This window comes from Streptomyces sp. NPDC044719 (assembly GCF_056433405.1).
In genome coordinates this window covers 344,169-368,131 of record NZ_JBWKHE010000007.1, presented here as the reverse complement: position 1 = coordinate 368,131, position 23,963 = coordinate 344,169, and the positions used below count along the sequence as shown (strand labels likewise).

At 71.2% G+C, this 23,963-nt stretch carries 22 protein-coding genes; 16 read left to right on the top strand and 6 right to left on the bottom strand.

The features are described from left to right. The first annotated feature begins 5 nt into the window (after positions 1 to 5). The 8 genes from AC07DF_RS28360 to AC07DF_RS28325 all read left to right on the top strand — a co-directional run bounded on the left by AC07DF_RS28360 (position 6) and on the right by AC07DF_RS28325 (position 7,382). The gene (locus AC07DF_RS28360; protein WP_478977270.1) at positions 6 to 1,502 is read left to right on the top strand and encodes a hypothetical protein; all 1,497 of its coding nucleotides are present in this window, start codon (positions 6 to 8) and stop codon (positions 1,500 to 1,502) included. Continuing rightward, positions 1,492 to 2,856, top strand: a complete 1,365-nt coding sequence (locus tag AC07DF_RS28355; RefSeq protein ID WP_478977265.1) for a DUF4407 domain-containing protein — start codon at positions 1,492 to 1,494, stop codon at positions 2,854 to 2,856. Before AC07DF_RS28360 ends, AC07DF_RS28355 begins: the two co-directional genes overlap by 11 nt. A 270-nt stretch (positions 2,857 to 3,126) precedes the next feature. Next, positions 3,127 to 3,801: a glycoside hydrolase family 11 protein gene (locus AC07DF_RS28350; RefSeq protein WP_478977262.1), complete on the top strand. Its 675-nt coding sequence runs from the start codon at positions 3,127 to 3,129 to the stop codon at positions 3,799 to 3,801. Positions 3,802 to 3,803: 2 nt separating this feature from the next. Continuing rightward, positions 3,804 to 4,484: a polysaccharide deacetylase family protein gene (locus AC07DF_RS28345; protein WP_478977259.1), complete on the top strand. Its 681-nt coding sequence runs from the start codon at positions 3,804 to 3,806 to the stop codon at positions 4,482 to 4,484. A 135-nt stretch (positions 4,485 to 4,619) separates the two neighbouring features. Next, complete coding sequence (locus AC07DF_RS28340) at positions 4,620 to 5,096, top strand: hypothetical protein (RefSeq protein ID WP_478977256.1); 477 nt, start codon at positions 4,620 to 4,622, stop codon at positions 5,094 to 5,096. Between the two features lie 127 nt (positions 5,097 to 5,223). Further along, positions 5,224 to 6,015, top strand: a complete 792-nt coding sequence (locus AC07DF_RS28335; RefSeq protein WP_478977253.1) for an SAM-dependent methyltransferase — start codon at positions 5,224 to 5,226, stop codon at positions 6,013 to 6,015. 154 nt (positions 6,016 to 6,169) lie between these two features. Beyond that, positions 6,170 to 6,853 carry a hypothetical protein gene (locus tag AC07DF_RS28330; RefSeq protein ID WP_478977250.1) on the top strand — a complete coding sequence of 228 codons (684 nt, stop codon included), beginning with the start codon at positions 6,170 to 6,172 and terminating at the stop codon, positions 6,851 to 6,853. 55 nt (positions 6,854 to 6,908) lie between these two features. Then, entirely contained in the window at positions 6,909 to 7,382 is a 474-nt protein-coding gene (locus tag AC07DF_RS28325) for a MarR family winged helix-turn-helix transcriptional regulator (protein WP_478977247.1), read from the top strand. Between the two features lie 52 nt (positions 7,383 to 7,434). On the opposite strand, the gene AC07DF_RS28320 is transcribed toward AC07DF_RS28325, so the two are convergent. After that, complete coding sequence (locus AC07DF_RS28320) at positions 7,435 to 8,625, bottom strand: MFS transporter (RefSeq protein ID WP_478977244.1); 1,191 nt, start codon at positions 8,623 to 8,625, stop codon at positions 7,435 to 7,437. A 70-nt stretch (positions 8,626 to 8,695) separates the two neighbouring features. On the opposite strand from AC07DF_RS28320, the gene AC07DF_RS28315 reads away from it, so the two are divergent. From AC07DF_RS28315 to AC07DF_RS28305, 3 genes are all read left to right on the top strand, one after another. Next, complete coding sequence (locus AC07DF_RS28315) at positions 8,696 to 9,688, top strand: ArsR/SmtB family transcription factor (RefSeq protein ID WP_478977240.1); 993 nt, start codon at positions 8,696 to 8,698, stop codon at positions 9,686 to 9,688. Between the two features lie 9 nt (positions 9,689 to 9,697). Then, a complete protein-coding gene (locus tag AC07DF_RS28310; protein WP_478977237.1) occupies positions 9,698 to 10,201 on the top strand; it encodes a glutathione peroxidase in 504 nt (167 codons plus the stop codon). A gap of 71 nt (positions 10,202 to 10,272) precedes the next feature. Further along, positions 10,273 to 11,133 carry a MerR family transcriptional regulator gene (locus AC07DF_RS28305; RefSeq protein WP_478977234.1) on the top strand — a complete coding sequence of 287 codons (861 nt, stop codon included), beginning with the start codon at positions 10,273 to 10,275 and terminating at the stop codon, positions 11,131 to 11,133. Between the two features lie 108 nt (positions 11,134 to 11,241). On the opposite strand, the gene AC07DF_RS28300 is transcribed toward AC07DF_RS28305, so the two are convergent. From AC07DF_RS28300 to AC07DF_RS28290, 3 genes are all read right to left on the bottom strand, one after another. Further along, positions 11,242 to 11,433 carry a DUF397 domain-containing protein gene (locus tag AC07DF_RS28300; RefSeq protein ID WP_382495485.1) on the bottom strand — a complete coding sequence of 64 codons (192 nt, stop codon included), beginning with the start codon at positions 11,431 to 11,433 and terminating at the stop codon, positions 11,242 to 11,244. A 194-nt stretch (positions 11,434 to 11,627) separates the two neighbouring features. Then, positions 11,628 to 12,488, bottom strand: a complete 861-nt coding sequence (locus tag AC07DF_RS28295) for a helix-turn-helix domain-containing protein (RefSeq protein ID WP_478977230.1) — start codon at positions 12,486 to 12,488, stop codon at positions 11,628 to 11,630. Positions 12,489 to 12,738: 250 nt separating this feature from the next. Continuing rightward, on the bottom strand, positions 12,739 to 13,494 hold the full coding sequence (locus tag AC07DF_RS28290) for a GOLPH3/VPS74 family protein (protein ID WP_382495481.1): 756 nt from the start codon (positions 13,492 to 13,494) through the stop codon (positions 12,739 to 12,741). A gap of 236 nt (positions 13,495 to 13,730) precedes the next feature. On the opposite strand from AC07DF_RS28290, the gene AC07DF_RS28285 reads away from it, so the two are divergent. Then, positions 13,731 to 16,661, top strand: a complete 2,931-nt coding sequence (locus AC07DF_RS28285) for a D-alanyl-D-alanine carboxypeptidase family protein (RefSeq protein WP_478977226.1) — start codon at positions 13,731 to 13,733, stop codon at positions 16,659 to 16,661. A gap of 196 nt (positions 16,662 to 16,857) precedes the next feature. Then, complete coding sequence (locus tag AC07DF_RS28280; protein ID WP_478977223.1) at positions 16,858 to 18,723, top strand: MFS transporter; 1,866 nt, start codon at positions 16,858 to 16,860, stop codon at positions 18,721 to 18,723. 12 nt (positions 18,724 to 18,735) lie between these two features. Here AC07DF_RS28280 and AC07DF_RS28275 read toward each other — a convergent pair whose 3' ends face one another. Then, a complete protein-coding gene (locus AC07DF_RS28275; protein ID WP_478977220.1) occupies positions 18,736 to 19,575 on the bottom strand; it encodes a hypothetical protein in 840 nt (279 codons plus the stop codon). Positions 19,576 to 19,666: 91 nt separating this feature from the next. Between AC07DF_RS28275 and AC07DF_RS28270 the strand changes: the two genes are divergently transcribed. Both AC07DF_RS28270 and AC07DF_RS28265 read left to right on the top strand, forming a co-directional pair. Next, positions 19,667 to 20,455, top strand: coding sequence for an SDR family oxidoreductase (locus AC07DF_RS28270; RefSeq protein ID WP_478977217.1), 789 nt, complete (start codon positions 19,667 to 19,669; stop codon positions 20,453 to 20,455). A gap of 126 nt (positions 20,456 to 20,581) precedes the next feature. Then, positions 20,582 to 22,153 carry a sodium:solute symporter family protein gene (locus AC07DF_RS28265; RefSeq protein ID WP_478977214.1) on the top strand — a complete coding sequence of 524 codons (1,572 nt, stop codon included), beginning with the start codon at positions 20,582 to 20,584 and terminating at the stop codon, positions 22,151 to 22,153. 14 nt (positions 22,154 to 22,167) lie between these two features. Here the strand turns inward: AC07DF_RS28265 and AC07DF_RS28260 are convergent, their stop codons facing one another. After that, positions 22,168 to 23,283 (bottom strand): ADP-ribosylglycohydrolase family protein, encoded by a 1,116-nt coding sequence (locus tag AC07DF_RS28260; RefSeq protein WP_478977211.1) that lies wholly within the window; start codon positions 23,281 to 23,283, stop codon positions 22,168 to 22,170. 156 nt (positions 23,284 to 23,439) lie between these two features. Here AC07DF_RS28260 and AC07DF_RS28255 point away from each other — a divergent pair, with 156 nt between their 5' ends. Beyond that, the gene (locus tag AC07DF_RS28255; RefSeq protein ID WP_478977208.1) at positions 23,440 to 23,961 is read left to right on the top strand and encodes an N-acetyltransferase family protein; all 522 of its coding nucleotides are present in this window, start codon (positions 23,440 to 23,442) and stop codon (positions 23,959 to 23,961) included. Positions 23,962 to 23,963: the final 2 nt, after the last annotated feature.

The following is a 23,963-nucleotide window of genomic DNA, read 5'->3' as shown; positions in this document are numbered from 1 at the left end:
CAGCCATGGCTGAGAAATACCCGCTCGTCGAGCAGCGGGAGTACGGACGGCCGGACCGGCGCGGCGGCATCTGGCGCAGGCGCGTGACGCGCGGCGACGACGAGCTGCCCAGGGTCGCCGCCCACCATGTGCGGGTGTTCCGGGTCGGCGAGGAGTACGTCGAGGACCACGGGCAGCTGCGGGCCGACGACCCGGTGGTGACCGGGGCCAGCTCGGTCACGGTCGTGGACCGGCGGATCGAGGTGCCCGTCGTCGTGGAGACGCGGATCCCGTCGGCCGAGGCGGGCGACTTCACCGTACGGGCCTGCTTCTACTGCACTGTCACCGACCCGAGCGCGGTCGTGCGGGACGGTGTCACCGATGTGGAGGCGCTGCTGCTCGCCCATCTGCGCGAGGTGCCGGGGCTCACCGAGGACGGCAGCGACCTGCCGGTCGTCGACACGGCCGCCGTGCGCGCCCGGATCGACGCCCGGCTCACCGCGTACCACGAGATGCGGCCGTCCCTGGTGTCGGGGATCCGGGCCCGGCACGGTTCGATCGAGGTCCTGACGCCCGAGGAGATGTCGGCGCACGTCGAGGAGATGGAGCGGGCCCGCCGGGATCGCACGCGCCTGCGCCACCAGGAGGAGATAAAGCAGCAGGCGGCCCTGGACCGGGCCCTGCGCGAGGCCGAACTGGAGCTGAAGCACGAGGAGATCCGCAACCTCCAGGCCATGCGCAAGGAGCGCAACCGGCAGGAGGAGGAGACACTGCGCACCGGCTACGAGCGTGGCGCCGGCGCCGAGCAGCAGGACTACGAGCTGGAGATCGAGCGCAGGCGCAACCGTTTCACCCGGGCCGAGATCGAGGACGACATCAAGCTGATCGGCTCCGACCCGGTCGCCGCCGACTATCTCGCCTGGCGCAACGGCGACATCAGCGCCGACGAGCTGTCCAAGCGGCTGCACGCGGCCGAGGAGCGCTGGGACTCACGCAAGGACGACCGGCTCCGGCTCGACCGCGACTACGAGATGACGCGCCGCGGCCTGGACCGGGACGATCTGCGCTGGCAGGTCGAACGCGAGGACCGGCGCCAGGAGCTGTCCCGCGGCGAGGAGCGGGACGAGGCCTCCGCCCGGCGTCACGAGGCCGCCCGGCGCTGGGACCTGGAGCACGAGGACCGGCTGCGGCAGCGTCACGAGAAGCGCGAGGACGCCAAGGAACTCCAGCGGGACCAGCACGAGCTGGCGAAGCAGCAGCTCAACGTCCGGGCCACGCTGGGCAAACAGGCCATCGACCGGGGCCTGTTCGACAGCACCATGTACGACGCGGGCGCCTTCATCAACAGCGTCGGCGACGTCCCGCCGACCCCGGCCTCCGCGCAGGGGGAGCTGAAGGGCGGGGCGAAGGGCGAGCTGCGCCGGGCGCCCGGACGGACCGCCGAAGCCCCGCCCGCCCCGGCCGACGGCGATGACGCCGACGACTTCGACCCCGTGAACCAGGAGGGGAGCCTTGGCAACTGACACCCCGCTCCGCCCGGCCGACAGCGCGGCCATCGACGAGAACCGGAGCCAGGACGAGAACCGGAGCCAGTCCCGCCCGGCGCCGCCCGCCTCCGGGTGGACACCCCGGCTGCGCCGGCTGATCGGCATCGACGAACCGCTGCTGGACTGGGTGCCGGAGGAGCGTGCCCGCTACACCTGGTACGGCGCGCTCGTCGTCAACACGGCCCTGCTGGGCGCGATCTCCATGGTCCTGGCGCTCTCCAGCTTCCGCTCCGACCTGCCCCTCGCGGCGGTCATCGGCGTCGCCGCCGTCTGGTTCTGGGTGGTCCTGGCCCTGGACAGCTGGCTGGTCTCCAGCACCCACGGCACGACGGTCCGCAAGTGGACGCTGCTGGTGCGCTTCTTCCTGTCGGTGCTGCTCGGCCTGTTCATCGCCGAGCCGATCCTCTTCCAGATCTTCGACAAGGAGATCCGCCAGTCGATAGCCGTCGGCAATGAGCAGAAGGTCGCCGACTACCGGGGCATGCTCGTCTCCTGCAACCCGACTGACGGCGCCTCCACCACCGGCCGCCCCGAATGCGCCCGCTACCAGCTCAAGGTGGAGGGTTCCCCCGCCGAGCTGGCCCGTCAGATCAAGAGCAACGGCGACCGCGTCAAGACCCTGAGCACCCAGGTCGCCGGCATCAACAAGACCCTCAGCGCCAAACAGTCCACCGAACAGCGCCTGTGCGGACCGAAGTACTGGATCTGGCGGGGCGGCGTCCGGGACGTCACCATCACCTGCGAGCGGGCCCGCGCGGCGACCTCGGAGTACGAGAAGAACAGCAAGGTCAAGACGTACGAGAAGCAGCTGGAGGACCTGGTCGCCCAGGGCCAGAAGCTCGCCGCCCGGAAGGACGGGGCCGCCGACGACTACCAGCCGCTGCTCCAGAAGGCCGTCGACGACAAGACCCGGCAGCGGGCCGCCGATCTGGACACCGACGGCATCCTCACCCGGGCGGCCGGCCTCAAGCAGGTCGCCGAGTCGGACGGCTTCGCTCTCTTCCTGACGATCGTGCTGCACCTGCTCCTGCTCTGTCTGGACGCCATGCCCGTCCTGGCCAAGGTCCTCAGCGGCGCCACGACCTACGACACCCTCCTCGGCGCCCGCCACCGGGCGAGCCGCAAGCTGTACGCCGAGGAGCTCCAGGTCCAGCACACCTGCGCCCGCATGGAACACGACGTCCAGCGCCACCGGGTGGAGTGGGACACGAACGACCGCATGCGCCGCCTGGAACAGCAGCACCAGCGGGCCCAGGCCGAGCGGGTGGCCCAGGAACGGGCGGAGCTGGAGGCGAGGATGGGGCGGATCATGCGGGCGCGAGGGGTGTGAGGCCCGCTTGATCCGGAAACGCTTCGAAAGATTCGAGTAACGGAATCCACGAATCCGGCTGGAATGCCACCCCTTCCCCCATCACGCCCGACTCACCCAAGCCCCTAACTGGCCTTCCACCAGCGCGAATACATCACCACCCCACCACACCTCCCAGCGAACCTTTCGCAACAAGCAACGAAACTATTGACAGTTGGCAGGGCCAGGCCAACACTCCCGGGTGACGAGCACCCCCGTCCACCCCACGAGGACGATGGAGGAAGCACACCCATGAGCAACGCACTCAGCCGCTTACGGCTGCTCATCAGCAGCGCCTGCACGATGCTGCTGGTCACGCTGGCCGTCCTGGCCCTGCCGGGCACCGCCCACGCCGACACGGTCGTCACCAGGAACCAGACGGGCACCCACAACGGCTACTACTACTCGTTCTGGACCGACAGCCAGGGCACGGTCTCCATGAACCTGTCCGCCGGCGGCAGTTACAGCACCTCATGGCGCAACACCGGGAACTTCGTCGCCGGCAAGGGCTGGGCCACCGGCGCCCGCCGCAGCGTCACCTACTCCGGCACCTTCAACCCGTCCGGCAACTCCTACCTGACCCTCTACGGCTGGACGGCGAACCCGCTCATCGAGTACTACATCGTCGACAACTGGGGCACGTACCGGCCCACGGGAACGTACAAGGGCACCGTCACCAGCGACGGCGGCACCTACGACATCTACAAGACCACGCGCTACAACGCCCCGTCCGTCGAGGGCACGAAGACCTTCGACCAGTACTGGAGCGTGCGGCAGTCGAAGCGGACGGGCGGCACGATCACCGCGGGCAACCACTTCGACGCCTGGGCCCGGGCCGGGATGCCCCTGGGCAACTTCAAGTACTACATGATCATGGCGACCGAGGGTTATCAGAGCAGCGGCAGCTCCAGCATCACGGTGCGCTGACGATGGCCGCCACACACCGCGTCGCGCTGCTGACCGCCCTGGTGACGGCGGCGGCAGCCACGCTCACCGCGACCACCGCCACCGCCGCCCCGGCGCGAGCCGCCGCCTGCGGCGGATACGTCGGACTCACCTTCGACGACGGCCCCTCCGGCAACACGACAAGACTGCTCAACGCGCTCCGGCAGAACGGGCTGCGGGCCACCATGTTCAACCAGGGCCAGTACGCCGCCGCCAACCCGTCCCTGGTGCGGGCCCAGGTCGCCGCCGGCATGTGGGTCGGCAACCACAGCTACACGCACCCGCACCTGACCCGGCTCGGCCAGGCGCAGATCGACTCGGAGATCTCCCGGACCCAGCAGGCGATCGCCAACGCGGGAGGCGGCACCCCGAAACTGTTCCGCCCGCCGTACGGCGAGACCAACGCGACGGTGAAGTCGGTCGCGGCCCGGCACGGCCTGACCGAGATCATCTGGCACGTCGACTCCCAGGACTGGAACGGCGCGAGCGCCGACGCGATCGTCCAGGCCGCAGGCCGCCTCACCAACGGCCAGATCATCCTCATGCACGACTGGCCCGCCAACACCCTCGCGGCCGTCCCCCGCATCGCCCAGAACCTGACGGCCCGCGGCCTGTGCGCGGGGATGATCTCCCCGCAGACGGGACGCGCGGTGGCGCCCGGCTGAGGGCCCTCCAGGAACGGCGCGATGGCGCACCCGGGCCATCGCGCCACTCTGGCCGTAGGCGCGCGTACTTGAGTACGCGTGCTCATGACTGGCCCGCCCCGCCCCCGTGACCATGGGCGTATGAAGAATCGGGGAATGGTTTCCGCAGGGGTCGCGCTCGTGCTCGGTGTGCCTGTTGCCGCTTGGGGGCTGATGGGGCAGCAGAACTACGACGGGTTGCCGGCGAGTGAGCTCGACTACGCCTACCGGCCGTGGGACATCGGGGACGGTGTCGCGGCGGTCGTCGGCGGGCTCGCCCTGGTGCTGGCGGGGGCCGGTGCCGCGGTGCTCGTGCGGGCGGCGCGGAGTGGGGCGCTGGACCGGCGCTGGTGGGGGGTGCTCGGGCCGCTCGTGGTCGTCGGGCTGCTGGCCGGTGTGGGCTGGCGGATCCTGACCGCGGGGGTGATCGGCGCCAACATCGGAGCCGGGATGCTGGTCATCTTCGGTACGCCGGTCGCCGCGGGGCTGCTGCTGTGGGCTGTAGGACGCGGTGTGTGGCTGGCGACGCGGGGGCACGGGGGCGGCGACGGCGGGTCCGGGCGTCTGGGCGGGATCTCACCGCGCGGCGTGTGACGGCCGGGCGGGTGGCCGAAACGCCACGGTGGTGAGCTGCGGGGACGGACAACTTCACTGTCCGGCCAGGAGGTTCGCCTAGGTTGGTGAACCGGACCCCCTTCCCCACCCCCCAGGAGGCCCTGCCGTGCTCGACGACAGCGTGCGTGCCCGCATCGACACCTCCAAGCCGCACTCGGCCCGCTTCTGGAACTACTTCGTCGGCGGCAAGGACAACTACGAGGTCGACCGCGAGATCGGTGACCAGATCAAGTCGATCTTCCCGGGCCTGGTCGACGTGGCGGTCACGAGCCGCCGCTTCCTGGGACGGGCCGTCCGCCATCTCGCCGAGGAGCAGGGCATCCGGCAGTTCCTGGACATAGGCACCGGGTTGCCGACCGCCGACAACACGCACGAGGTCGCCCAGCGCGTCGCACCGGACGCCCGGATCGTGTACGTCGACAACGACCCCATCGTGCTGGCCCACGCCAACGCGCTGCTCACCAGCACGCCCGAGGGCAGGACCGCGTATCTGGACGCCGACCTGTACGACCCCGATGCCGTCCTGGAGGCCGCGGCGGGCACGCTCGATCTGTCCCGGCCGGTCGGGCTGATGATCCTCAACACGCTGGGGCATGTCGCCGAGTACGAGCGGGCGCATGAGCTGGTGCGGCGGCTGATGGCGGGGTTGCCCGCCGGCAGCCACCTGGTGATCAGCGACAGTACGGCCACGAGTGAGGGCATGATCGCGGCGTCGGAGGCGTACAACTCGAGTGGGGCGGTGCCGTATTACGTCCGGCCTGTTGCCGAGATCGCCGGATTCTTCGATGGGCTCGAGCTGGTGCGGCCGGGGGTGGTGCGGGTTTCGGAGTGGCGGCCTGAGGTGTCCGACGTTGATACGGCTGTGGATGCGTACTGCGGTGTTGGGCGCAAGCTGTAGCGGTTCGTGGCCCAGTGACGCGCCGTGGGGGCTGGTCGCGCCCACGCGGCGGAGCCGCATATCGGATACAGCCCCGCCCCTGAAAGACAAGGGCGTTCGCCCATCCGAGGTCTTTCACCTCAGCCACCCACAGACCCCGGACGATAATCAGGGAATGATCGCCCCTCCCCCCGCCCCCGAGCCGCGCAGCCGTCTGGTCGGGGATCTTCTCGCGGTCGGTGAGGCGTACTCGCTCGTGCTCTCGGGCGGGTACGCGATGCTGGCGCACGGGCTGGTGGAGCGGGCCGGGCCGGATGTGGACGTGGCCACCGAGCACCCCGCCTGGATGGACGCCATCGCCGGCACCGTCCGGGCCGGGCTGGTGGCGCGCGGCTGGCTCGTGCAGACCCGGGAGACCGAGCCGCTGTCCGCCCAGTTCCTCGTCACGGACGCGGCGACCGGGCAGGAGTACGACGTCGGCGTCCACAAGGAGGTGCTGTGGCGCCCGCCCGTGCGGACGGAGCTCGGGCCCGCGCTCGCCCTCGACGACCTCGTCGGCACCCGGGTGCGGGACCTGGCCGACCGCGGGCTCGCCCGCGACCTGGTCGACGTACACGCCGCCTCGGTCCGCTGGAGCCACCCCGAACTCGAGGAACTCGGCCGCCGCCACGCCCCCGACACCTTCGACCTCGCCGACCTCCAGGCCCGGCTGACCGGCACGGACTGGATCGACGACCGGGCGTTCACCGTCCATGGTCTCGAGGTCTCCGCCGTCGCCGGACTGCGCCGCTGGGCGCAGGAGTGGGCCGACGACATCGCGGAACGGCTCATCGAAGGAGAGGCCCCGGACGAGGAGTGACCGGTACGCCGTCGATCGGGCCGAGGGCTGTCCGACCGCTCGGTACCCTGACCCGATGGGGAACGGGGCAGGCGGGCAGGTGGGTGTCGTCGCCGCGCTGGTGCGGGCGGCGTTCCTGGTGGACGGTGTCTACGCGGAGGCCAGCCGGGCGTACGGGCTGACGCCCCAGCAGGGACAGCTGCTGTGCGTGCTGATGCCGCAGCCGTACGGGATGGGAGAGCTCGGGGACACGCTCGGGCTGGCGAAGTCGAGCCTGACCGGCCTGGTGGACCGGACGGTGCGGCGGGGGCTGGTGCGGCGGGAGGCCGATCCCCGGGACGGCCGGGCCGTGCGGGTGGGGCTGACGGAGGAAGGGGCCTCGCTCGCCGGGAGGTTCTACGCCGAGACCGTACGCCGGATGGAGGCCCTGCCGTCGGGGCTCAACGGCGTCGAGCGGGAGCGGCTGGCCGTGCTGCTGTCGCGGGTCGTCGTCGACAACGAGGTTCCCGAGGTGTTCGTGGAGGCGGAGAGGGGCCTCGGCGCCGAGTAGCCGAGTAGCCGAGATCCCGGATCCCCGATCCCCGATCCCCGATTCCCCCGGGTCATGCCTCGCGCGCCATGGCTGCGACCGCCCGGTCCTCGCGCCTGCCCGCCGCCATCAGGGACAGCGTCACCGCCGTCGACATCGTGGCCATCGCCGTCATCGCCACCGCCGGTGAGGCCAGTTGGGCCACGGAGCCCGCGAGCGCGGCGGCCACACCCTGCATCGTGAGCATGCCCGCCGAGTGCAGGCCCAGGGCATGGCCCGTCAGGGCGTCCGGGGTCAGGGCCACCAGGCGCTCCTGCTGCACGAGGCTCGCGCCGAAGCCGACGGAGGCCAGCGTGACCGCGGCAGCCGCGAGCGGGAGCTGAGGGTTCAGGAGGAAAGGCACGTACGGGACGGCCAGGAGCAGCAGGAGCGGGAAGCCGAGACGGGGGCGCAGCCGCGGTGGGACCAGACGGCCCACCAGTACGTCCCCGGCCAGCATGCCCAGCGCGGCACAGGCGAACAGGGTGCCCGCGGAGGCGGGGGCGTAGGAGACGTAGAGGGATTCGCAGCCGACGATCAGGCCGTTGGGGATCCACAGGGCCAGATAGACCTGGCGGCGGGGCGCGGACGACCACAGCAGCGCGTTGGCGCGCCAGGTCGCCGCGACCGAGGGGCGGCCCGTCGTACGGGGCGGGCGGCGGGTGAGGCCCAGGCGGACGACCGCGGCCGCCACGGCGTACAGCGCGGCGGCCACCAGCAGGGACACCCGTGGGGACAGCAGCGCCACCAGGGCGCCACCGGTCGCGTAGCCGGTGATCTGCATCAGGCCGCTCATCATGTTGAAGACCGAGCGGCCCAGCAGATAGCCGTCCTTGGCGAGGATCTCGTTCAGCAGACCCCAGCGCACTCCCCCGCCCACCGACTCCACCAGCCCCTTGGCCAGCACGATCACGAAGAGCGCCCAGACCGGAAGGCCGGGCAGGGCCAGGGCGGCCGTGGCCGCGGCGAAGAGCAGGGGCAGGGCCGTCAGGGCCGCGCGCGGGGGCAGGCGGTCGGCCGCTGAGAGCAGGAACGTCGCGCCCAGCACCTGCGCCAGCGACGAGCCGAACATGCTCACCGCGGACAGCAGCGGCGACTCGGTCGCCCGGTACACCAGAGTGCCCAGGGCCAGGCCGCCCATCGTCTGGGCCACCGTCTGGGCGGACGCGGCCAGGAAGAACGGGGTGAACTCGGGCGTGCGGAACAGTTCGCGGTAGCTGCGCATGCGCGGAGTCTCCGACGGCCCGGAAGGCGCGGTTATTGTTTCGCGCAGGGGCGAAACATCGGGGGGCGCGGTGGGCTGGTGGCAGGTCAACGCCGACACCCTGGCCGGGAGCCGGTTCGTGCTCTCCCCGCTCGCCGAGACCTTCGCCTGCCTCCAGTTGCTGCACCGGGGCACCCCCGCACACCCCGGTGAACGGGCCTGGCTGCGTGACCATCTGCCCGGCTACCGGGCCCGTCTGGCCGCCGACCCCGTGACCGCGCTGCTCGTCCGCGCCGGACTGGGCCGGTCCTGGATCGCCGACTTCCTCACGCCGACCCCGAGGAGCGGGGAGACCTTCGAGGAAGGGGTGGCACGGGTGCGGGCGGCCCGTCCCGGCGAGTCCCGGGCCAACCTGCGGATCTCCCTCGCCGGCCCGCTCCCCGCGGCCTTGGACCGGGACGACCTCCCCGAGCGGGCGGCCGGCCTGCTGTCCTACGTCTGGACGGAGGCCGTACGACCGGACTGGGACCGGCGCCGGCGGGTGCTGGAGGCGGACGTGGTCGCCCGGACCGCGCAGGTGAGCCGGGGCGGCTGGGCGGCGGCGCTGGACACACTGCGACCGGGCCGGACCCGGTGGCTGGGCGACAACCGGCTCCAGGTGAATCTGCACGAGTACCCGCCTCGCGAGATCTCGGGCGCCGAGCTGCTGTTCGTGCCGGTCACGCCGAAGACCGGCTGGGTGTCCTGGGAGGAGCCCGACCGGTACGCGGTGGTCTACGCGTGCGCGGGCGCGCTCGCCGACCCCGGCGGCAGTCCCGTGCCCGCGAGCCTCGGCGCGCTGCTCGGCACGGCCCGCGCCGGTGTGCTGGTCCGGCTCGGCTCCCCCTTGAGCACCAGCCAGCTGGTCGCCGTGACCGGGCAGGGGCTCGGCTCGGTGGGGCGGCATCTGCGGGTGCTGCTGGATGCCGGCCTGGTGGAGCGGCGGCGGGCGGGCAGGTCGGTGCTGTATTCGCGGACGGCGGCGGGGCAGGTCCTGGTCGACGCGGTGGAGGCCGGGAACCGGGCCGGCACGCGGCGGAGCTAGGCTCCGGGCATGACGACTACCAACGGTTCCTCTCCCCTCGATGTCGAGATCGGTGCGCTGCAGGGCGGTTCCGCCGACCTGTCCCAGTACGCGGGCAAGGCCGTGCTCGTGGTGAACGTCGCCTCCAAGTGCGGCCTGACCCCGCAGTACACGGGGCTCGAGAAGCTCCAGGAGCAGTACGCGGAGCGCGGCTTCACCGTCCTCGGCGTGCCCTGCAACCAGTTCCTCGGGCAGGAGCCCGGCAGCGCCGAGGAGATCGCCGAGTTCTGCTCGGCGACGTACGGCGTGACCTTCCCGCTGACCGAGAAGGTCGACGTCAACGGCGACGACCGGCACCCGCTGTACGACCGCCTGACCGGCTTCGCCGACGCCGAGGGGCACAGCGGCGACATCCGCTGGAACTTCGAGAAGTTCCTCATCGGCCGGGACGGCCAGGTCGTCGCCCGCTTCTCGCCGCAGACCGAGCCGGAGTCGGCCGAGGTCGTGACGGCCGTCGAGGCCCAGCTGGGCTGAGGCCCGACCCGGTTGACCTTGCCCCTGGGGCAGGCCCGAGCGTCCTCGTCACCGGGCGGAAGAGCCGCCCGGTGACGGAGGATGCCGTGGTGGACGTACCGGACCGGGAGCTGCTCACCATCGGGTCGTTCGCCGCGCGCGCCCGGCTCTCGGCCAAGGCCCTGCGGCTGTACGACCGGCTGGGGCTGCTCGCCCCGGCGCATGTCGACGAGGCGACCGGCTACCGCTACTACCGTGCCGGCCAGGTCGAACGGGCCCGGCTCGTGGCGATGCTGCGGCAGCTGGACATGCCGCTCGCCCGGATCGCCGAGGTGGTCGCGGCGGATGACGGGCCCACGGCGGCCGCTCTGCTCGGCGCGTACTGGGCGGACGTCGAGGCACGGGTCGCGGGGCAGCGGACGCTCGCCGAGTACCTCCGTGGACGACTGTCGGGGAGGAGCTCCGAGATGTACGAGAAGTTCGCGGTCGAGACGGTGGAGGTGCCCGGGCAGGTGGTGATCACCGAGACCCGGCATGTGCTGGCGGGCGAGCTGCCCACCTGGATCGGGTCGTCACTGGGCCGGCTGGAGTCGGCGGCACGGGAGTGCGGCGGCATCGCTGCGGCGCCGTTCGTCGTCTACCACTCCGAGGTGTCGATGGAGAGCGACGGGCCTGCCGAGGCCTGTGTGCCCGTGGCCGACGAGGCGGCGGCCCGGGCGTGGGCCGAGAAGCACGGCCGGGCCTGGGGGACGAAGGTGCGGGTGGACCCCGCCCAGCGGCTGGCCTACACCCGGATCACCAAGGCGCAGGTGGCCCATCCGCAGATCATGGCGGCCTTCGAGGCCGTGGAGGAGTGGATCGCCCGGGAGGGTCTGGAGCAGGCGGGCCCGTGCCGGGAGGTGTACTTCGCCGACTGGGGGGCGGCGGGGGCCGGGGATCCGGTGTCCCGGTGAGCTGAGCCCTCTTCGGAGCCGGGCACGAGCGGAGCCCTCTCGGCAAGGACGGCGATGCTGGTCGAGAGGGCTCTGTCGGTGGTGCTTGTGCGGTTGTCGAGCGCGAGGTCAGGCCTTGACCGAGGTCACGAAGGCGTTCCACGCGTCGGCGGGAAACGCCAGCTTGGGGCCTTCGGGGATCTTGGTGTCGCCGAGCTCCAGGGCCGCTTCGACGGTCGACCTGACCATCACGCACGCGCCGTTGTTGTTGGTGTAGGAGGACGTCGTCCACGTTTCCGTGGCGCCCAGACGAATTGCCATGTTCGCTCCGTAGCCAGTTGCGTTTACGCCAACCCGTGCTGGTGGTTGGCGTGATCGACGCTACTCGCCAACATCCTCGTTCGGAGCAGCCATTCACTCGACTGGATGGCATATTCCAGGGGAGACTTCCAGTCAGGCGTGTCAGGGGTGTAGCATCCCGCGCTTTGCCCGATGGAAGGTCACTTCTCCCCGAGTCAGCCGCGCGCGTACTCCTTCGCCACCCGCTCGATGAGCTGCCGCGACTGGTCCACGTTCAGCGACTGGGCGCGCAGATGCTCGTACATCACCGTGTACTTCTGCACGTCCAGCGGCTTCTCCAGGTACAGGTCGCTGGTGACGCCCTCGATGTAGACCACGCTCGAGTCGGCCGCGTCGGCGAACTCCAGGATCGAGTACTGGCCGTTGATGCCGGCGTGCGCCCCGACCTCGAACGGCAGGACCTGCACGGTGATGTGGGGCAGCTGGGACATCTCGACGAGGTGCTCAAGTTGTTCGCGCATCACCGGGCGGCTCCCGACGATCCGGTGCAGGGACGCCTCGTCCAGGACCACCCAGAGCCGCAGCGGGTCCGTCTCGGCGGTGATACGGCCCTGGCGGCGCAGCCGGACCTCGACGCGCTTGTCGTTGTCGGCCTCCGACGCCTCGGGCGAGCCGCCCCGGATGATGGCCTCGGCGTACGCACGCGTCTGCAACAGGCCGGTGATGATCTGGGGTTCGTAGACTCTGAGCGACTCGGCGTCCGTCTCCAGGCCGATGTAGACGCTGTAGGGGATGTCTCCGAAGGCGTGCCACCAGCCCTGCTGCCGCGAGTCCTTGGCCATCTGCATCAGCGAGTCGACGATGCGCTGGTCCTCGACCTCGTAGACCCCGCACAGATCGCGCACGTCACGCTGGCTGATGCTGCGCCGGCCGTTCTCCAGCCTGCTGATCTTCGACTGCGACACCAGCAGCCGCTCGGCGACCTCTTCGGCCGTCATGCCCTTGAGCTCGCGGAGCCTGCGGAGCTCCTGGCCCAGCCGGCGCCGCCTGACGGTGGGATTGACATTGGACGCCACGGGACGTGCACCTCCGGCTGCGTGCCTCTACTTTGCGTATCTGCTGTTGAGCAGACTGCCACCAAGGTGCTTACTACCGCTGGGAAACGGTGGATATGCGACGGGTACACGCCAGTTCGGACAGGCACGCCGAGCGGGGCGGGGAGAGTGTGTGCTCTCCCCGCCCCGCTCGGACAGCGGCTCCCGTGACCGGGTCGTGGGTGCGGCGGCGTGACTGTGGTGTGGCGTCGTGCCGGTGGTGCGGCGCGGCTCAGTGGGCCGGGACGCGGGCCATGCTTCCGCGGTGCGGCTGCATCGGAACACCGCGGGCGGGTTCCGCTGCGGACCTGGCTCCGCCGGCGGCCTGGCGGCCGGGCGGTGCCGGGTTGCGGCGCGGCTGCGCGGCCGCGCCGTTCTGGACGTCCATCACGGCGTGCGCGACGAGACCGCCCATGGGGTCGTGCCTGATCAGGTCCCGCAGCCGGGACCGGGACGAGCGTCCCTCGTTCCCCGGGTACAGGTGCTTGCCGAGGCCGACCGCGTGTGCCAGGGCGGCGAGCGCGGCGGTCCGCGGGTCCGGCGGTACGCCGGTGCGGATCGCGGAATCCAGCCTGGCCCTGATCTCCCGGCTGATTTCGGTGTCCGTCGCCTGGTAGCGAGTCGTCGGCAGCACTCCGCACATCTGGCCGGCCACGGCATGCACCATGCCGCACCGCTCCAGATGCGAGAGGTAGGTCTGGCGCAGCCCGAGACGCGGCCCGCCAATCCAGTGGACGGCCCGCACGGGAGCGCCACGCCTTCGCAGCAACTCCAATGCGCAGTCCAGTGTTGGATCTCCAGTCGGCCGTGGTGCCACCACGGCGATACGATCCCCGTCTGGGGCTATCCGTCCGGCCAGCGCCAGCTCTACTAGCTGTGCTCCGGCCAGACCGAGGTCGAGCGACTGCGGCTGTGCAGTGGTACCCGTGGTCGGGTCCAATGCCAGCAGCAGAAGCTCCTCCGGAAGTGTTCTGCGGCTCCTGCCCATCCATGCCTCCCCGCGTGGATGAAAGACAGGGTGACCCCTCTCACATTGGTCTGTCGAGGGTGCGTGACCGGTTCGTAGTGGAACCAGTAGGTATGTCGTTCTCGTCTACCGGTTCGGTTCGACCCGTACACAGGACACTGGTACATGGTTCGGACAGCGCCGGGGAGCGGTGTCACGGCGGCGGTTCACGGTTCGTTACGCGTACGCGGGGAGTGCGGCGCGAGGAGGAGGCATCGGTGGCGGGCGAGTCCCCCGACAGGTCGAAGAAGCGCGAGTCGTCGGAACGAAAGACGTCGGGGAGCGCGAGTCCGGTTCCGGAAGCCAGGAGCGAGGCGTCCGGCGAAGCGCGTGATCCGCGCCTCGCGGTGGCCCGGGACGCGGAGAAGTCCTCCGCACGCGGTGGCGTCGATACGGCGACCCGCGTGTTCTCCGTACGCACCTCGGACGAGCCGACGGACACGCCGCCCGAGGCCGCCGATCCCAAGCAGCCCACGGACGCGACGCCTGACGCCGAGGAGGGCGCGGCGGGTGATGAGTCCCAGGAGCCCGCGGAGGCGTCCGCGGAGGACGGGGACGCCGACGGGGACGTCGGCTCCGGTCGGGGTGACGACACCGCGGGCAGTGACGGGCGGCTGCGGGACGCGGTGGCCGCGTGGGTCGCGTCGGCGGACGCGGACGAGGACAAGGAGCCCGTCGCCGCCGAGGATCGGGACGAGCGCGCTGAGAGCGCCGGGAAGGACTCCGGGGACGACCGGGAGGCCGCCGAGAGCACTGCCGAGCCCGCGAAGGCCACGGAGGCCGAGACGGACGACCAGGAGGCCGAGAGCTCGGACGAGCTTGCCGAGGCCGACGCGGACGCCCGGAACGCCGAGAGCGCGGACGAGCCCGCGGAGGCCGAGACGGACGACCACGACGCCGAGAGCGCGGACGAGCCCGCGAAGGCCGACGCGGACGCCCGGGACGGCCAGGAGGCCGCTGAGAGCGCGGACGAGGGCCCGGACGGGTCTGCGGACGCCCCTGGGGACCTGGAAGCCGCGGAGGAGGCGTCCGAGGACGCCGAGGCGAGCCGGGACGAGGACGCCGAGGACGCCGAGCCCGAGGCGGACCGTTCCTCCAGCACCGGCGACACGGACACGGACGCCCCCGAGGCCGACACCGACAGCGAGCCGGACACCATCGCGCCCGGGGCCGACACGGAGCCCGACGAGGCCGAGGAGTCCGACGGGACGGCGAGTGACGCCGACGGCACCACGAAGGCCGACAGCGCGGCGGACACCGACGACGAGACGGCCAAGCCCAAGGACCCGCGCGCGACCGAAGACACGGCTGACAGCGACGACAAGGCCGCCGAGCCCAAGGACCCGCGCACCACCGACGACGACGAAGCCGCGGCGAAGGCCGACAAGGCCGACGACGCGACTGACACCGACGACAAGACCGCCACGCCCAAGGACCCGCGCACCACTGACGACGACGAAGCCGCAGCGAAGGCCGACAAGGCCGAAGGCGCGGCGAAGGCCGACGACGCCGAAAGCGAAGGCGAAGGCGAAGGCGAAGGCGAAGGCACCGGTAAGGATTCGGAGAAGGATCAGGAGCCGGGCGACGGCGACAGCCCCGCCGAGCCTGTTGTCGATCAGCCCACCGCCGTCTTCAAGGCGCCGCGGCCGGCGGTCGATCAGCCGACCACGATGTTGAAGATCGGGGGCGCGGCCAAGGGCAAGGACGCCCCCGAGAAGGACGCCGAGCGGACCAGTAAGTTCGTCGCGCTCAAGCAGCTGGACGACCCGGCGACGAAGAAGCCGGCCGCGCCCGCCCCGGCCCCCGCCGAAGCCACCGCCCCCGTCCCCACCGTCAGCCCCGAGCGGACCACGCAGCAGCCGTTGCCGCCGCGGCCGCCGCTCGACATGCTGGCCGAGCTGACGAACACCCCGCCGCCCCCGGACACCCCGCTGCGGACGGCCGTACGGCGGGTGAAGATCTGGACGCCGCTGGCGCTGCTGCTCGTGATCGTCTTCGCGGTCGTGCAGAGCGTGCGCCCGCTGCCGACGCCCACGCTCGAGCTCACCGCGAAGGACAGCTACACCTTCGAGGGCAGCAAGGTCGACATCCCCTGGCCGGCGGACGGCCAGGCCGCGCTGGACGTGCAGGGCATCGGGACGTTCGGCTCGTCCGGCGAGCAGAAGCCCGTGCCGATCGCGAGCGTCGCCAAGGTCATGACCGCCTATCTGATCCTGCGCGAGCACCCGCTGAAGAGCGGTGAGGACGGGCCGAAGATCGAGATCGACCAGGCCGCCGAGGACCAGTCCGACGCCGGCCAGGAGTCCACCGTCAATGTGACGAAGGGCGACAAGATCACCCAGCGGGAGGCTCTGGAGAGCATCCTGATCGCGTCCGCGAACAACGTGGCGCGACTGCTGGCCCGCTGGGACGCGGGGTCCGAGAAGGCGTTCGTGCAGAAGATGAACGACGCCGCCAAGGACCTCGGCATGAAGAACTCGACGTACACCGACCCCTCGGGCCTGAACAACACCACCGTGTCCACCGCCGTGGACCAGGTGAAGCTCGCCCGGGCCGCCATGGAGCAGCCCGCCTTCCGCGAGGTCGCGGCGATGATGTCGTACGTCGACTACAAGGGCGTCAAGCACGACAACTGGAACCGTCTGGTCGGCTCCAACGACGTCACCGGCATCAAGACCGGCACCACCACCTCGGCGCTCGGCAACCTCGTCTTCGCGGCGAAGAAGGACGTCGACGGCGAGACCCACCGGGTCATCGGCGCCGTGGTGCGCCAGCCGGCCGGCGGTCCGGACAACACGATCCTGGGCGCCGCGCTGCACGAGGGCGACCGGCTGATCCGGGCCGCGCAGGGCGCGCTGGAGTCGGCGACGATCCTGAAGAAGGGCGACATCGTCGGGTACGCCGACGACGGTCTCGGCGGCCGTACTCCGGTCGCCGTCACCGAGGACGTCACGGCCGTCGGCTGGGCGGGCCTGTCCGTCAAGCTGACGTTCGCCGCGGACGAGCTGCCGCACACGGCCAAGGCAGGCCAGAAGGTGGGCACGCTCACCGTCGGTGACGGCAGCACCAGCGCGGTCAAGGTTCCCGTCGCCCTCCAGAAGGACCTCGTGGAGCCGGGCTTCGCCGACAAGCTCACGCGCATCGGCTGAGCCGGGACACCCGACCGCACCACCGCACCCCGCCGACGGCGGCCCGTCCGGGCTCCGCTCGGCGGGGTGCGTGCTAGCGTCCCGAATCGGGGCAGGTCGCCGTCCGCGGCGGCGCGGCCGCGAACCGAGGGTGAACGGTACGCGGCCGGGAAGCAGAAGCTGAGAACAGAAGACGGGACACGGGGAGTGCCTTTCAGTGGCCACTGCGGAGCCGACACGCACCGAGAACGCCGATCCGGGCCCGGGATCCGGCCCGCGAATAGGCATGCCCACGACGCGGGAGACCGACGAGCGGGACGCTGACGGCACGACCGGCCGTGAGCGCGACACCCGGCTGCGGACCGCCGTACTGACGCTGCGTGAGCGCATGCTGCGCCACCCCGTCCTGTCCGTCACCGGCCTCGCCGGAGTGCTCCACGTCGTCTGGTTCTTCACGTTCGCGAACAGCGGCGGTGACCTCGCCGCGCAGGACGCGTGGGCCGAGTTCGTCGGCCGGCACCCTGACTCGGCGTACAACCTCGCCTGGTACGGCGGGATGCACCCGGTGTCGTACAGCGTCGTGTCGCCGTATCTGATGTCGGTGCTCGGCGTGCGGACGACGATGATGATCGCGGGGACGGTGTCGGCCGGGCTGCTGACGCTGCTCCTGCTGCGCAGCAGGTCCGTCCGCAACCCCCTGTGGGCGTCGCTTGCGGGCGTGTTCGGGCTGTTCTGCAACGCGGTGTCCGGGCGGGTGACGTTCGGTCTCGGCATGATGTTCGCGCTCGGCGCGGTCGCCGTCGTGTTCTGCTGGCCGTACAGGTGGCGTTACAAGCGCTGGGCGAAGGCCCTGGGCGCGGCGCCGCTGGCCGCGCTGGCCACCATGGCGTCGCCGGTCGCGGGTCTGTTCGTGGGCCTGGTGGCGGTCGCGCTGTTCCTGCAGAAGCGGCGGCCGGGCGCGTGGGCGCTGGGGCTGGCGCCGACTGCGGTGGTGGCGGTGTCGGCGCTGCTGTTCCCGTTCTCGGGGACGCAGCCGATGATATTCGGCTCGGTGATCCTGCCGGTCGCGTTCTCGGCCTGCGCCTACTTCCTGGTGCCGAAGGACTGGAAGACGGTCCGGCTGACGGCGGCGGTGTACGGTCTGGGCGTGGTGCTGGTGTGGCTGATCAGCTCCCAGATCGGGTCCAACATCACGCGTCTCGCGATGCTGTTCGCCGGGGTCGCGCTGGTGGCCGCGCTGCCGTACACGGTGCCGCGCGGCCGCAGGTGGTACGCGGCCGTGGTCGCGCTGGCCGGCTTCACCGTGTGGATCGGCTTCAAGACGGTCGACGACATCGTGCACACCGCCCCGGCGGCGTCCTGGTCACGCGAGCTGGCGCCGCTGCTCAACGAGTTGCAGGAGGTCGGCGCCGAGAAGGGCCGGGTCGAGGTCGTCCCCGCCCGCTCCCACCGCGAGGCTTCCGCCCTGGCCCCCTACGTCAACCTGGCCCGCGGCTGGAACCGCCAGGCCGACATGGAGCGCAACCCCCTCTTCTACGACGACACGCTCAACTCGGCGAATTTCCGCGAGTGGCTGCAGCGCTGGGCGGTGCACTACGTCGTGCTGCCCAAGGGCGAGCCGGACGGCGACGGCGGGGTGCGGGAACGGGCGCTGGTGCAGCGCGGGCTGCCGTATCTGACCCAGGTCTGGGGCGACGCCAACTGGCAGCTGTTCAAGGTCACCGACCCCACCCCGCTGGCCGAGCCGAACACGGTCGTCGAGCGGGCCGAGCAGGGCGAGATGGTGCTCCGGGTGAAGAAGCCGGGCCGGATCCTGGTCCGTATCCCGTACACGCCGTGGCTGAGCGTCGTCGACTCCGAGGGCAAGAGCCTGAAGCCGCCGCGGGAGACGGAGGAGTCCAGGAACCGTCCCGAGGACGAGCCGAAGACGTACGTCAACGTCAACGGCTGCCTGATGGACACGGAGGAGGACGAGCAGGGCGTGCGCTGGACGGAGCTGCTCGCACCGAAGGCGGGGACGTACCGGCTGGCGGCGCCGTACCAGTTCCCCCGGGGGCTTCCCTGCCCGCAGGAGCTGCGCTGACCGGCTGATTTCTCAGCGGAGCCGGTCCACGTAGGTGTCCGTGCCCGGCACCGTGGGGATGAACGGTGCCAGCAGTTCCAGCCTGCCGAGTCCCGACTCCGCCACCGCCGCGTCGAGGCCCGTGAAGTGGGCCTCCCAGCATTCCCTCGGGTCCGTCTGGAGGAACCACAGGAGGGTCAGGCGGGTGTCGACGCCCTCGACCTGCTTGACGTAGGTCATGCGGTCGCCGGGGAGCGGGGTCGGGCGGAAGGCCGTCACCATGGCCGCCGGGGAGCCCGCCAGGCGCTTGGGAAGGTGGCGCGAGCGCAGCCACTCCAGGAGTTCGGAGCGTTGCTCGGGGGTGTCGGCCTCGACGACCTGGAGGACCAGGCCGGCGTAGGGGTGGTCGAGGGCGTGCTGGTCCCTCGGGCCCGCCGCGCCGTCCCGGTACACGGTCGCCTCGTGGTCCTGGAACGCGGTGAGGACATGGGTGCGGTCCTGGTAGACGCGGCCGTCGCGGTTGAGGCGCTTGTTGATGGCGACCGTCCAGCGCATGTGGTCGTCGTAGCGGCCGGCGGTGATCCAGTACGTGGAGAGGTAGCAGCCCGTGGTGACGGGCTGGGCGATCGCCGACTTCTCGGGGTAGCGCAGGAGTTGCAGGTCCCGGGTCGCCACCCAGCGGCGGCCCGCGTACATCCAGGGCATGGCCATCGCGCCGGCGTAGTAGTGGTCGTCCTCGTACCAGCGGTTGTAGGCGTACTCGTGGCCCGGGTGCGGTTCGACCATGGTGATCAGGGCGTGGCCGGGGTGGGTGCCGTAGGGGCCGACGGCGGCCAGTTCGGCGTACAGCTCGCTGCGGGTGTTCTCGCTCATGCCCTTCCCCTTCGTCGGTGACAGGCCCATACTCTGACGTTCCGTCAGATAAAGCGCCAGGGGTCCGGTCCGGCTTCGGGGAGGTCCTGCCATGTCATTGCTCGCGGGGAAGACGGTCGTGGTGTCGGGGGTCGGGGCCGGTCTTGGACGGCAGGTCGCGGCGGCCGTCGTGCGGGACGGCGGGCGGGCCGTGCTCGGCGCCCGGACGGAGGCGAACCTGGCGAAGACGGCCGCCGAGCTCGATCCGGACGGGGCGCGCACGGCGTACCGGGCGACCGACATCGCCGACGAGGCGCAGTGCGAGGCGCTGGCGGGGCTGGCGGCGGAGCGGTTCGGGCGGATCGACGCGGTGGTGCATGTGGCCGCGCTGGACAGCTACTTCGGCGGTGTGGAGGACGCGGACTTCGAGACCTGGCGTGCGGTGCTGGACGTGAACCTGCTGGGCACGCTGCGGATGACCCGGGCCTGTCTGCCGGCGCTGAAGAAGGGCGGCGGCGGTTCCGTCGTGTTCGTCGGGACGCAGTCGGCGGTGGCGGCTCCGTCCCAGGTGCGGCAGGCGGCGTACGCGGCCTCGAAGGGGGCGCTGACCAGCGCGATGTACTCGCTGGCGCGGGAGCTGGGGCCGTACCGGATCCGGGTCAACACCGTGCTGCCGGGCTGGATGTGGGGGCCGCCGGTGCAGGCGTACGTGCGGTTCACGGCACAGACGGAGGGCGTGTCCGAGGCGACGGTCCTGGAGCGGCTGACCGGGCGGATGGCGCTGCCCGAGCTGGCGGCGGACTCGGATGTGGCCGACGCGGCGGTGTTCCTGGCGTCGGACCGTGCCCGGTCGATCACCGGACAGTCATTGCTGGTCAACGCAGGGGAATTGATGCAATGAGTTCATGTAGGTGAACCAAGGCCATCATGCCGAACATTTTTACCCCTCCTTGACCTGACCGTCACTTGTCGTGTTCACGCAGCAGCGCCCACGATGAGCGCCGGGCCGACCCCTGGGAGGGCGCACATGAACGGTCTCGACTGGGCCGTGCTTTTAGGCTATTTCGCCGTGATGGTCGCGATCGGCGTCTGGTCGCACAAACGCGTGGACAACGTCAGCGACTTCTTCACCGCCGGCGGCAAGATGCCGTGGTGGCTCTCCGGCATCTCCCACCACATGTCGGGCTACAGCGCGGTGATGTTCACCGGGTACGCGGGCATCGCCTACACCTACGGCGTCACCTCCTTCGTCACCTGGTCCTTCCCGATCGCCCTCGGCATCGCCATCGGGTCGAAGCTGTTCGCGCCGCGCATCAACCGCCTGCGCTCGCGCCTGCATGTGGCCTCCCCGCTGGAGTACCTGAAGAACCGTTACGACCTGAAGACCCAGCAGGCCCTGGCCTGGTCCGGCATGCTGCTGAAGATCGTGGACGTGGGCGCGAAGTGGGCGGCGATCGCGACGCTGCTGTCGGTCTTCACGGGCATCTCCCTGAACCAGGGCATCCTCATCACCGGCTGCATCACGGCGATCTACTGCACGATCGGCGGCCTGTGGGCGGACGCGCTGACCGAACTCGGCCAGTTCATCATCCAGTTGCTGGCGGGCATCGCCATGTTCGTGGCGGTGTTCGTACGGCTCGACGACCACGGCGGCTTCTTCGGCGTCTGGGACTCGCCCGAACTCCAGGGCCACGAGAAGCCGCTGGTCGGCGAGTACGGCACGGTCTTCCTGCTCGCGTTCCTCTTCATCAAGCTCTTCGAGTACAACGGCGGCATGCTCAACCAGGCCCAGCGCTACATGGCCACGCCGAACGCCAAGGAGGCCGAGCGGTCGGCGCGGCTCTCGGCGATCCTGTGGCTGGTCTGGCCGCTGGTGCTGTTCTTCCCGATGTGGATGTCGCCGCTGCTGGTCGAGTCGCAGAAGCCGGACGGCTCCGACTCCTACGCCCTGATGACCGAACAGCTCCTCCCGCACGGCCTGCTGGGCCTGGTCATCGTCGGCTTCTTCTCGCACACGATGGCCATGTGCTCCTCGGACGCCAACGCCATCGCCGCGGTGTTCACCCGGGACTGCGCGCCGGTGATCTGGGCCAGGGCACGGACGTGGAACCAGGGGCAGGGACTGCGGGTCGCCCGGATCGCGACGGTCGTCTTCCTCGGCCTGTCCATGGCGGCGGCGACCCAGGTCAACTCCCCCGCGTTCAAGGACATCATCACGGTCGTCATCAAGTGGGTGGCCGGTCTGATGGGACCGATGGCCATCCCGATGATGCTGGGTCTGCTGCGGGCGTTCCGCCGCTCCGGACCGACGGCGGCGCTCGTCAGCTGGTCGATGGGCCTGCTCGCGTTCTGGCTGGTGAACTACCCGATCAACTGGAACGTCGAGGGCGGCGTCCCGCTGCAGTACCAGGTCTCGATACCGCTTGCGGTTTCCCTGGTCCTCTACATCCTCATCGGCTTCATCAAGCCGGAGGACACCCCGGAGCGGCTGGCGCTGATCGAGAAGATCAACACGGACGGGGACGGGGCGGCGGCCGCGGCGGTCCCGGCCCCGGCCGGACCGGCGGACGAGGTGGTACGGACGACGACGAGGGAGTGAGCCCGCTCTCGGGGTCAGGCGCGGGGATAGCGGGCGAGCCACCCCGGTGACGATCCCCCGGGCCCGTGCAGGGCGGGCCCCTGGGTCATTTCCATGGCGAAGTCGTCGGCCAGCTCCAGGACGGTGGGACGGCCCTCCAGCTCGGCCAGCCAGGCCGGGGGGAGGGCCGTTTCGCCGTGCAGGGCGCCGAGCAGGCCGCCGGTCAGCGCGCCGGTGGCGGCGGACGGGCCGTCGTGGTTGACGGCGAGGCACAGCCCGTGCCGGACGTCGGCGGCGACGAGGGCGCAGTACACGGCGGCGCCGACGAGGCTCTCCGCCGTACCGGCCCCGCACAGCTCGCTCACGCGCTCCGGGCCGGGCATTCCCTGCCGTACGGCGCCCAGCGCGTGCTGCAGGGCGTCCGACACGGGCTGGTGCCCGGGCCGGGCGGCCAGCATCGCGAAGGCGCGCTGCACGGCACCGTCGAGGCTCTCGCCGAGGGCGAGGGCATGCACGATCACGGCGTACGCGCCCGCCGCGAGCGAGGCGGTGGGGTGTCCGTGGGTCTGCGCCGCGCACTCGACGGCGAGCTGCGCGACCAGCTGCGGCTCCCATCCCACGAGCAGCCCGAACGGGGCGGACCGGGTGGCGGCCTCGGGCCCGGCCTCGCCGGGGTTCTTGGGGGTGTCCGGGGTGCCCATGATCTCGTCGCCGAGCCCCAGCAGCAGGGAGCGGTGGGGGTCCCGCCGCGCGTACAGCCACTCCTCCCGCGCGAGCCAGCCGTCGTCCTTGCGGCGTTCGTCGGGTCCCCAGTCCCGCTGGGTGGCGGCCCAGCGCAGATACGCGCGGTGCACATCGGTCGGGGGGTGCCAGGCTCCGGTGTCCCGCCGCACCTGGGCCCGGATCAGTCCGTCCACGGAGAACAGGGTGAGCTGCGTGATGTGCGTGACAGCACCGCGTCTGCCGTAGGCGGGGGCCAGATCGACCAGCCCCTCCGCCCCGTGCGCCTCCCTGATCCCGTCGATCCCCAGCCCGTCCACGGGCGTGCCCAGCGCGTCCCCCACGGCCACGCCGAGAAGCGTCCCGCGCACCCGGCTGCGGAAGTCCTGCTGCTCCGTACGGCCCCAGACGGCGCCGGCAGTCGCACCCACCTTGACCTCCCAGGGACCGTCCATACGTACGACAGCTCAGCACTGTAATCGAACGGGGACGGTGGGTTCAGTGGGCGGAATACCGTCTTCACGGGCGGCTTACGGACCGTCGCTCTCAGCACTCGACACATCGGACAGGCGTGCGACGATCCCCGAGTGAATGATCTACACGCCCGCCCGGCCACCGAGGCCGATCTGTCCACCCTCGTCCGTCTCCGCGACGACGCGGCCCGCTGGATGCTGACCCGGGGCGTCACCGGGCAGTGGCAGCCGGGAGAGCTCGACGAGTCCCACTTCCGCCGGGTGATGACCCACGGCGAGGTCTGGCTCGCCGAGACCGACGGGCGCGTCGCCGGCGCCTGGGAACTGTGGTGGGAGGACGAGGCCGCGTGGGGCCCGCAGCCGCCCGTGGCCGGGTACGTGCACCGGCTCATGGTGGACCGGAGCGCCGCGGCGCCCGGGACGGGGCGGCTGCTGCTGGAGACGGCGGAACATCGCGTGGCCGCGACCGGACGGACCCATGTACGCCTGGACTGCCTGGCGGGCAACGCCCAGCTCACCGCGTACTACCGCGACGCGGGCTACCGAATAGTGGGCCACAAGGAGGGCAAACCGCAGCCGGGCGGGAGGCCCAAGTCCTTCACGCTGCTGGAGAAGGAACTCGGGCGGGCTGCATGAGG

Coding starts and splice junctions, on each gene's coding strand:
- AC07DF_RS28360 (WP_478977270.1), top strand. CDS start 6: ATGGCTGAGAAATACCCGCTCGTCGAGCAGCGGGAGTACGGACGGCCG.
- AC07DF_RS28350 (WP_478977262.1), top strand. CDS start 3,127: ATGAGCAACGCACTCAGCCGCTTACGGCTGCTCATCAGCAGCGCCTGC.
- AC07DF_RS28345 (WP_478977259.1), top strand. CDS start 3,804: ATGGCCGCCACACACCGCGTCGCGCTGCTGACCGCCCTGGTGACGGCG.
- AC07DF_RS28340 (WP_478977256.1), top strand. CDS start 4,620: ATGGTTTCCGCAGGGGTCGCGCTCGTGCTCGGTGTGCCTGTTGCCGCT.
- AC07DF_RS28330 (WP_478977250.1), top strand. CDS start 6,170: ATGATCGCCCCTCCCCCCGCCCCCGAGCCGCGCAGCCGTCTGGTCGGG.
- AC07DF_RS28325 (WP_478977247.1), top strand. CDS start 6,909: ATGGGGAACGGGGCAGGCGGGCAGGTGGGTGTCGTCGCCGCGCTGGTG.
- AC07DF_RS28320 (WP_478977244.1), bottom strand. CDS start 8,625: ATGCGCAGCTACCGCGAACTGTTCCGCACGCCCGAGTTCACCCCGTTC.
- AC07DF_RS28310 (WP_478977237.1), top strand. CDS start 9,698: ATGACGACTACCAACGGTTCCTCTCCCCTCGATGTCGAGATCGGTGCG.
- AC07DF_RS28300 (WP_382495485.1), bottom strand. CDS start 11,433: ATGGCAATTCGTCTGGGCGCCACGGAAACGTGGACGACGTCCTCCTAC.
- AC07DF_RS28290 (WP_382495481.1), bottom strand. CDS start 13,494: ATGGGCAGGAGCCGCAGAACACTTCCGGAGGAGCTTCTGCTGCTGGCA.
- AC07DF_RS28275 (WP_478977220.1), bottom strand. CDS start 19,575: ATGAGCGAGAACACCCGCAGCGAGCTGTACGCCGAACTGGCCGCCGTC.
- AC07DF_RS28270 (WP_478977217.1), top strand. CDS start 19,667: ATGTCATTGCTCGCGGGGAAGACGGTCGTGGTGTCGGGGGTCGGGGCC.
- AC07DF_RS28265 (WP_478977214.1), top strand. CDS start 20,582: ATGAACGGTCTCGACTGGGCCGTGCTTTTAGGCTATTTCGCCGTGATG.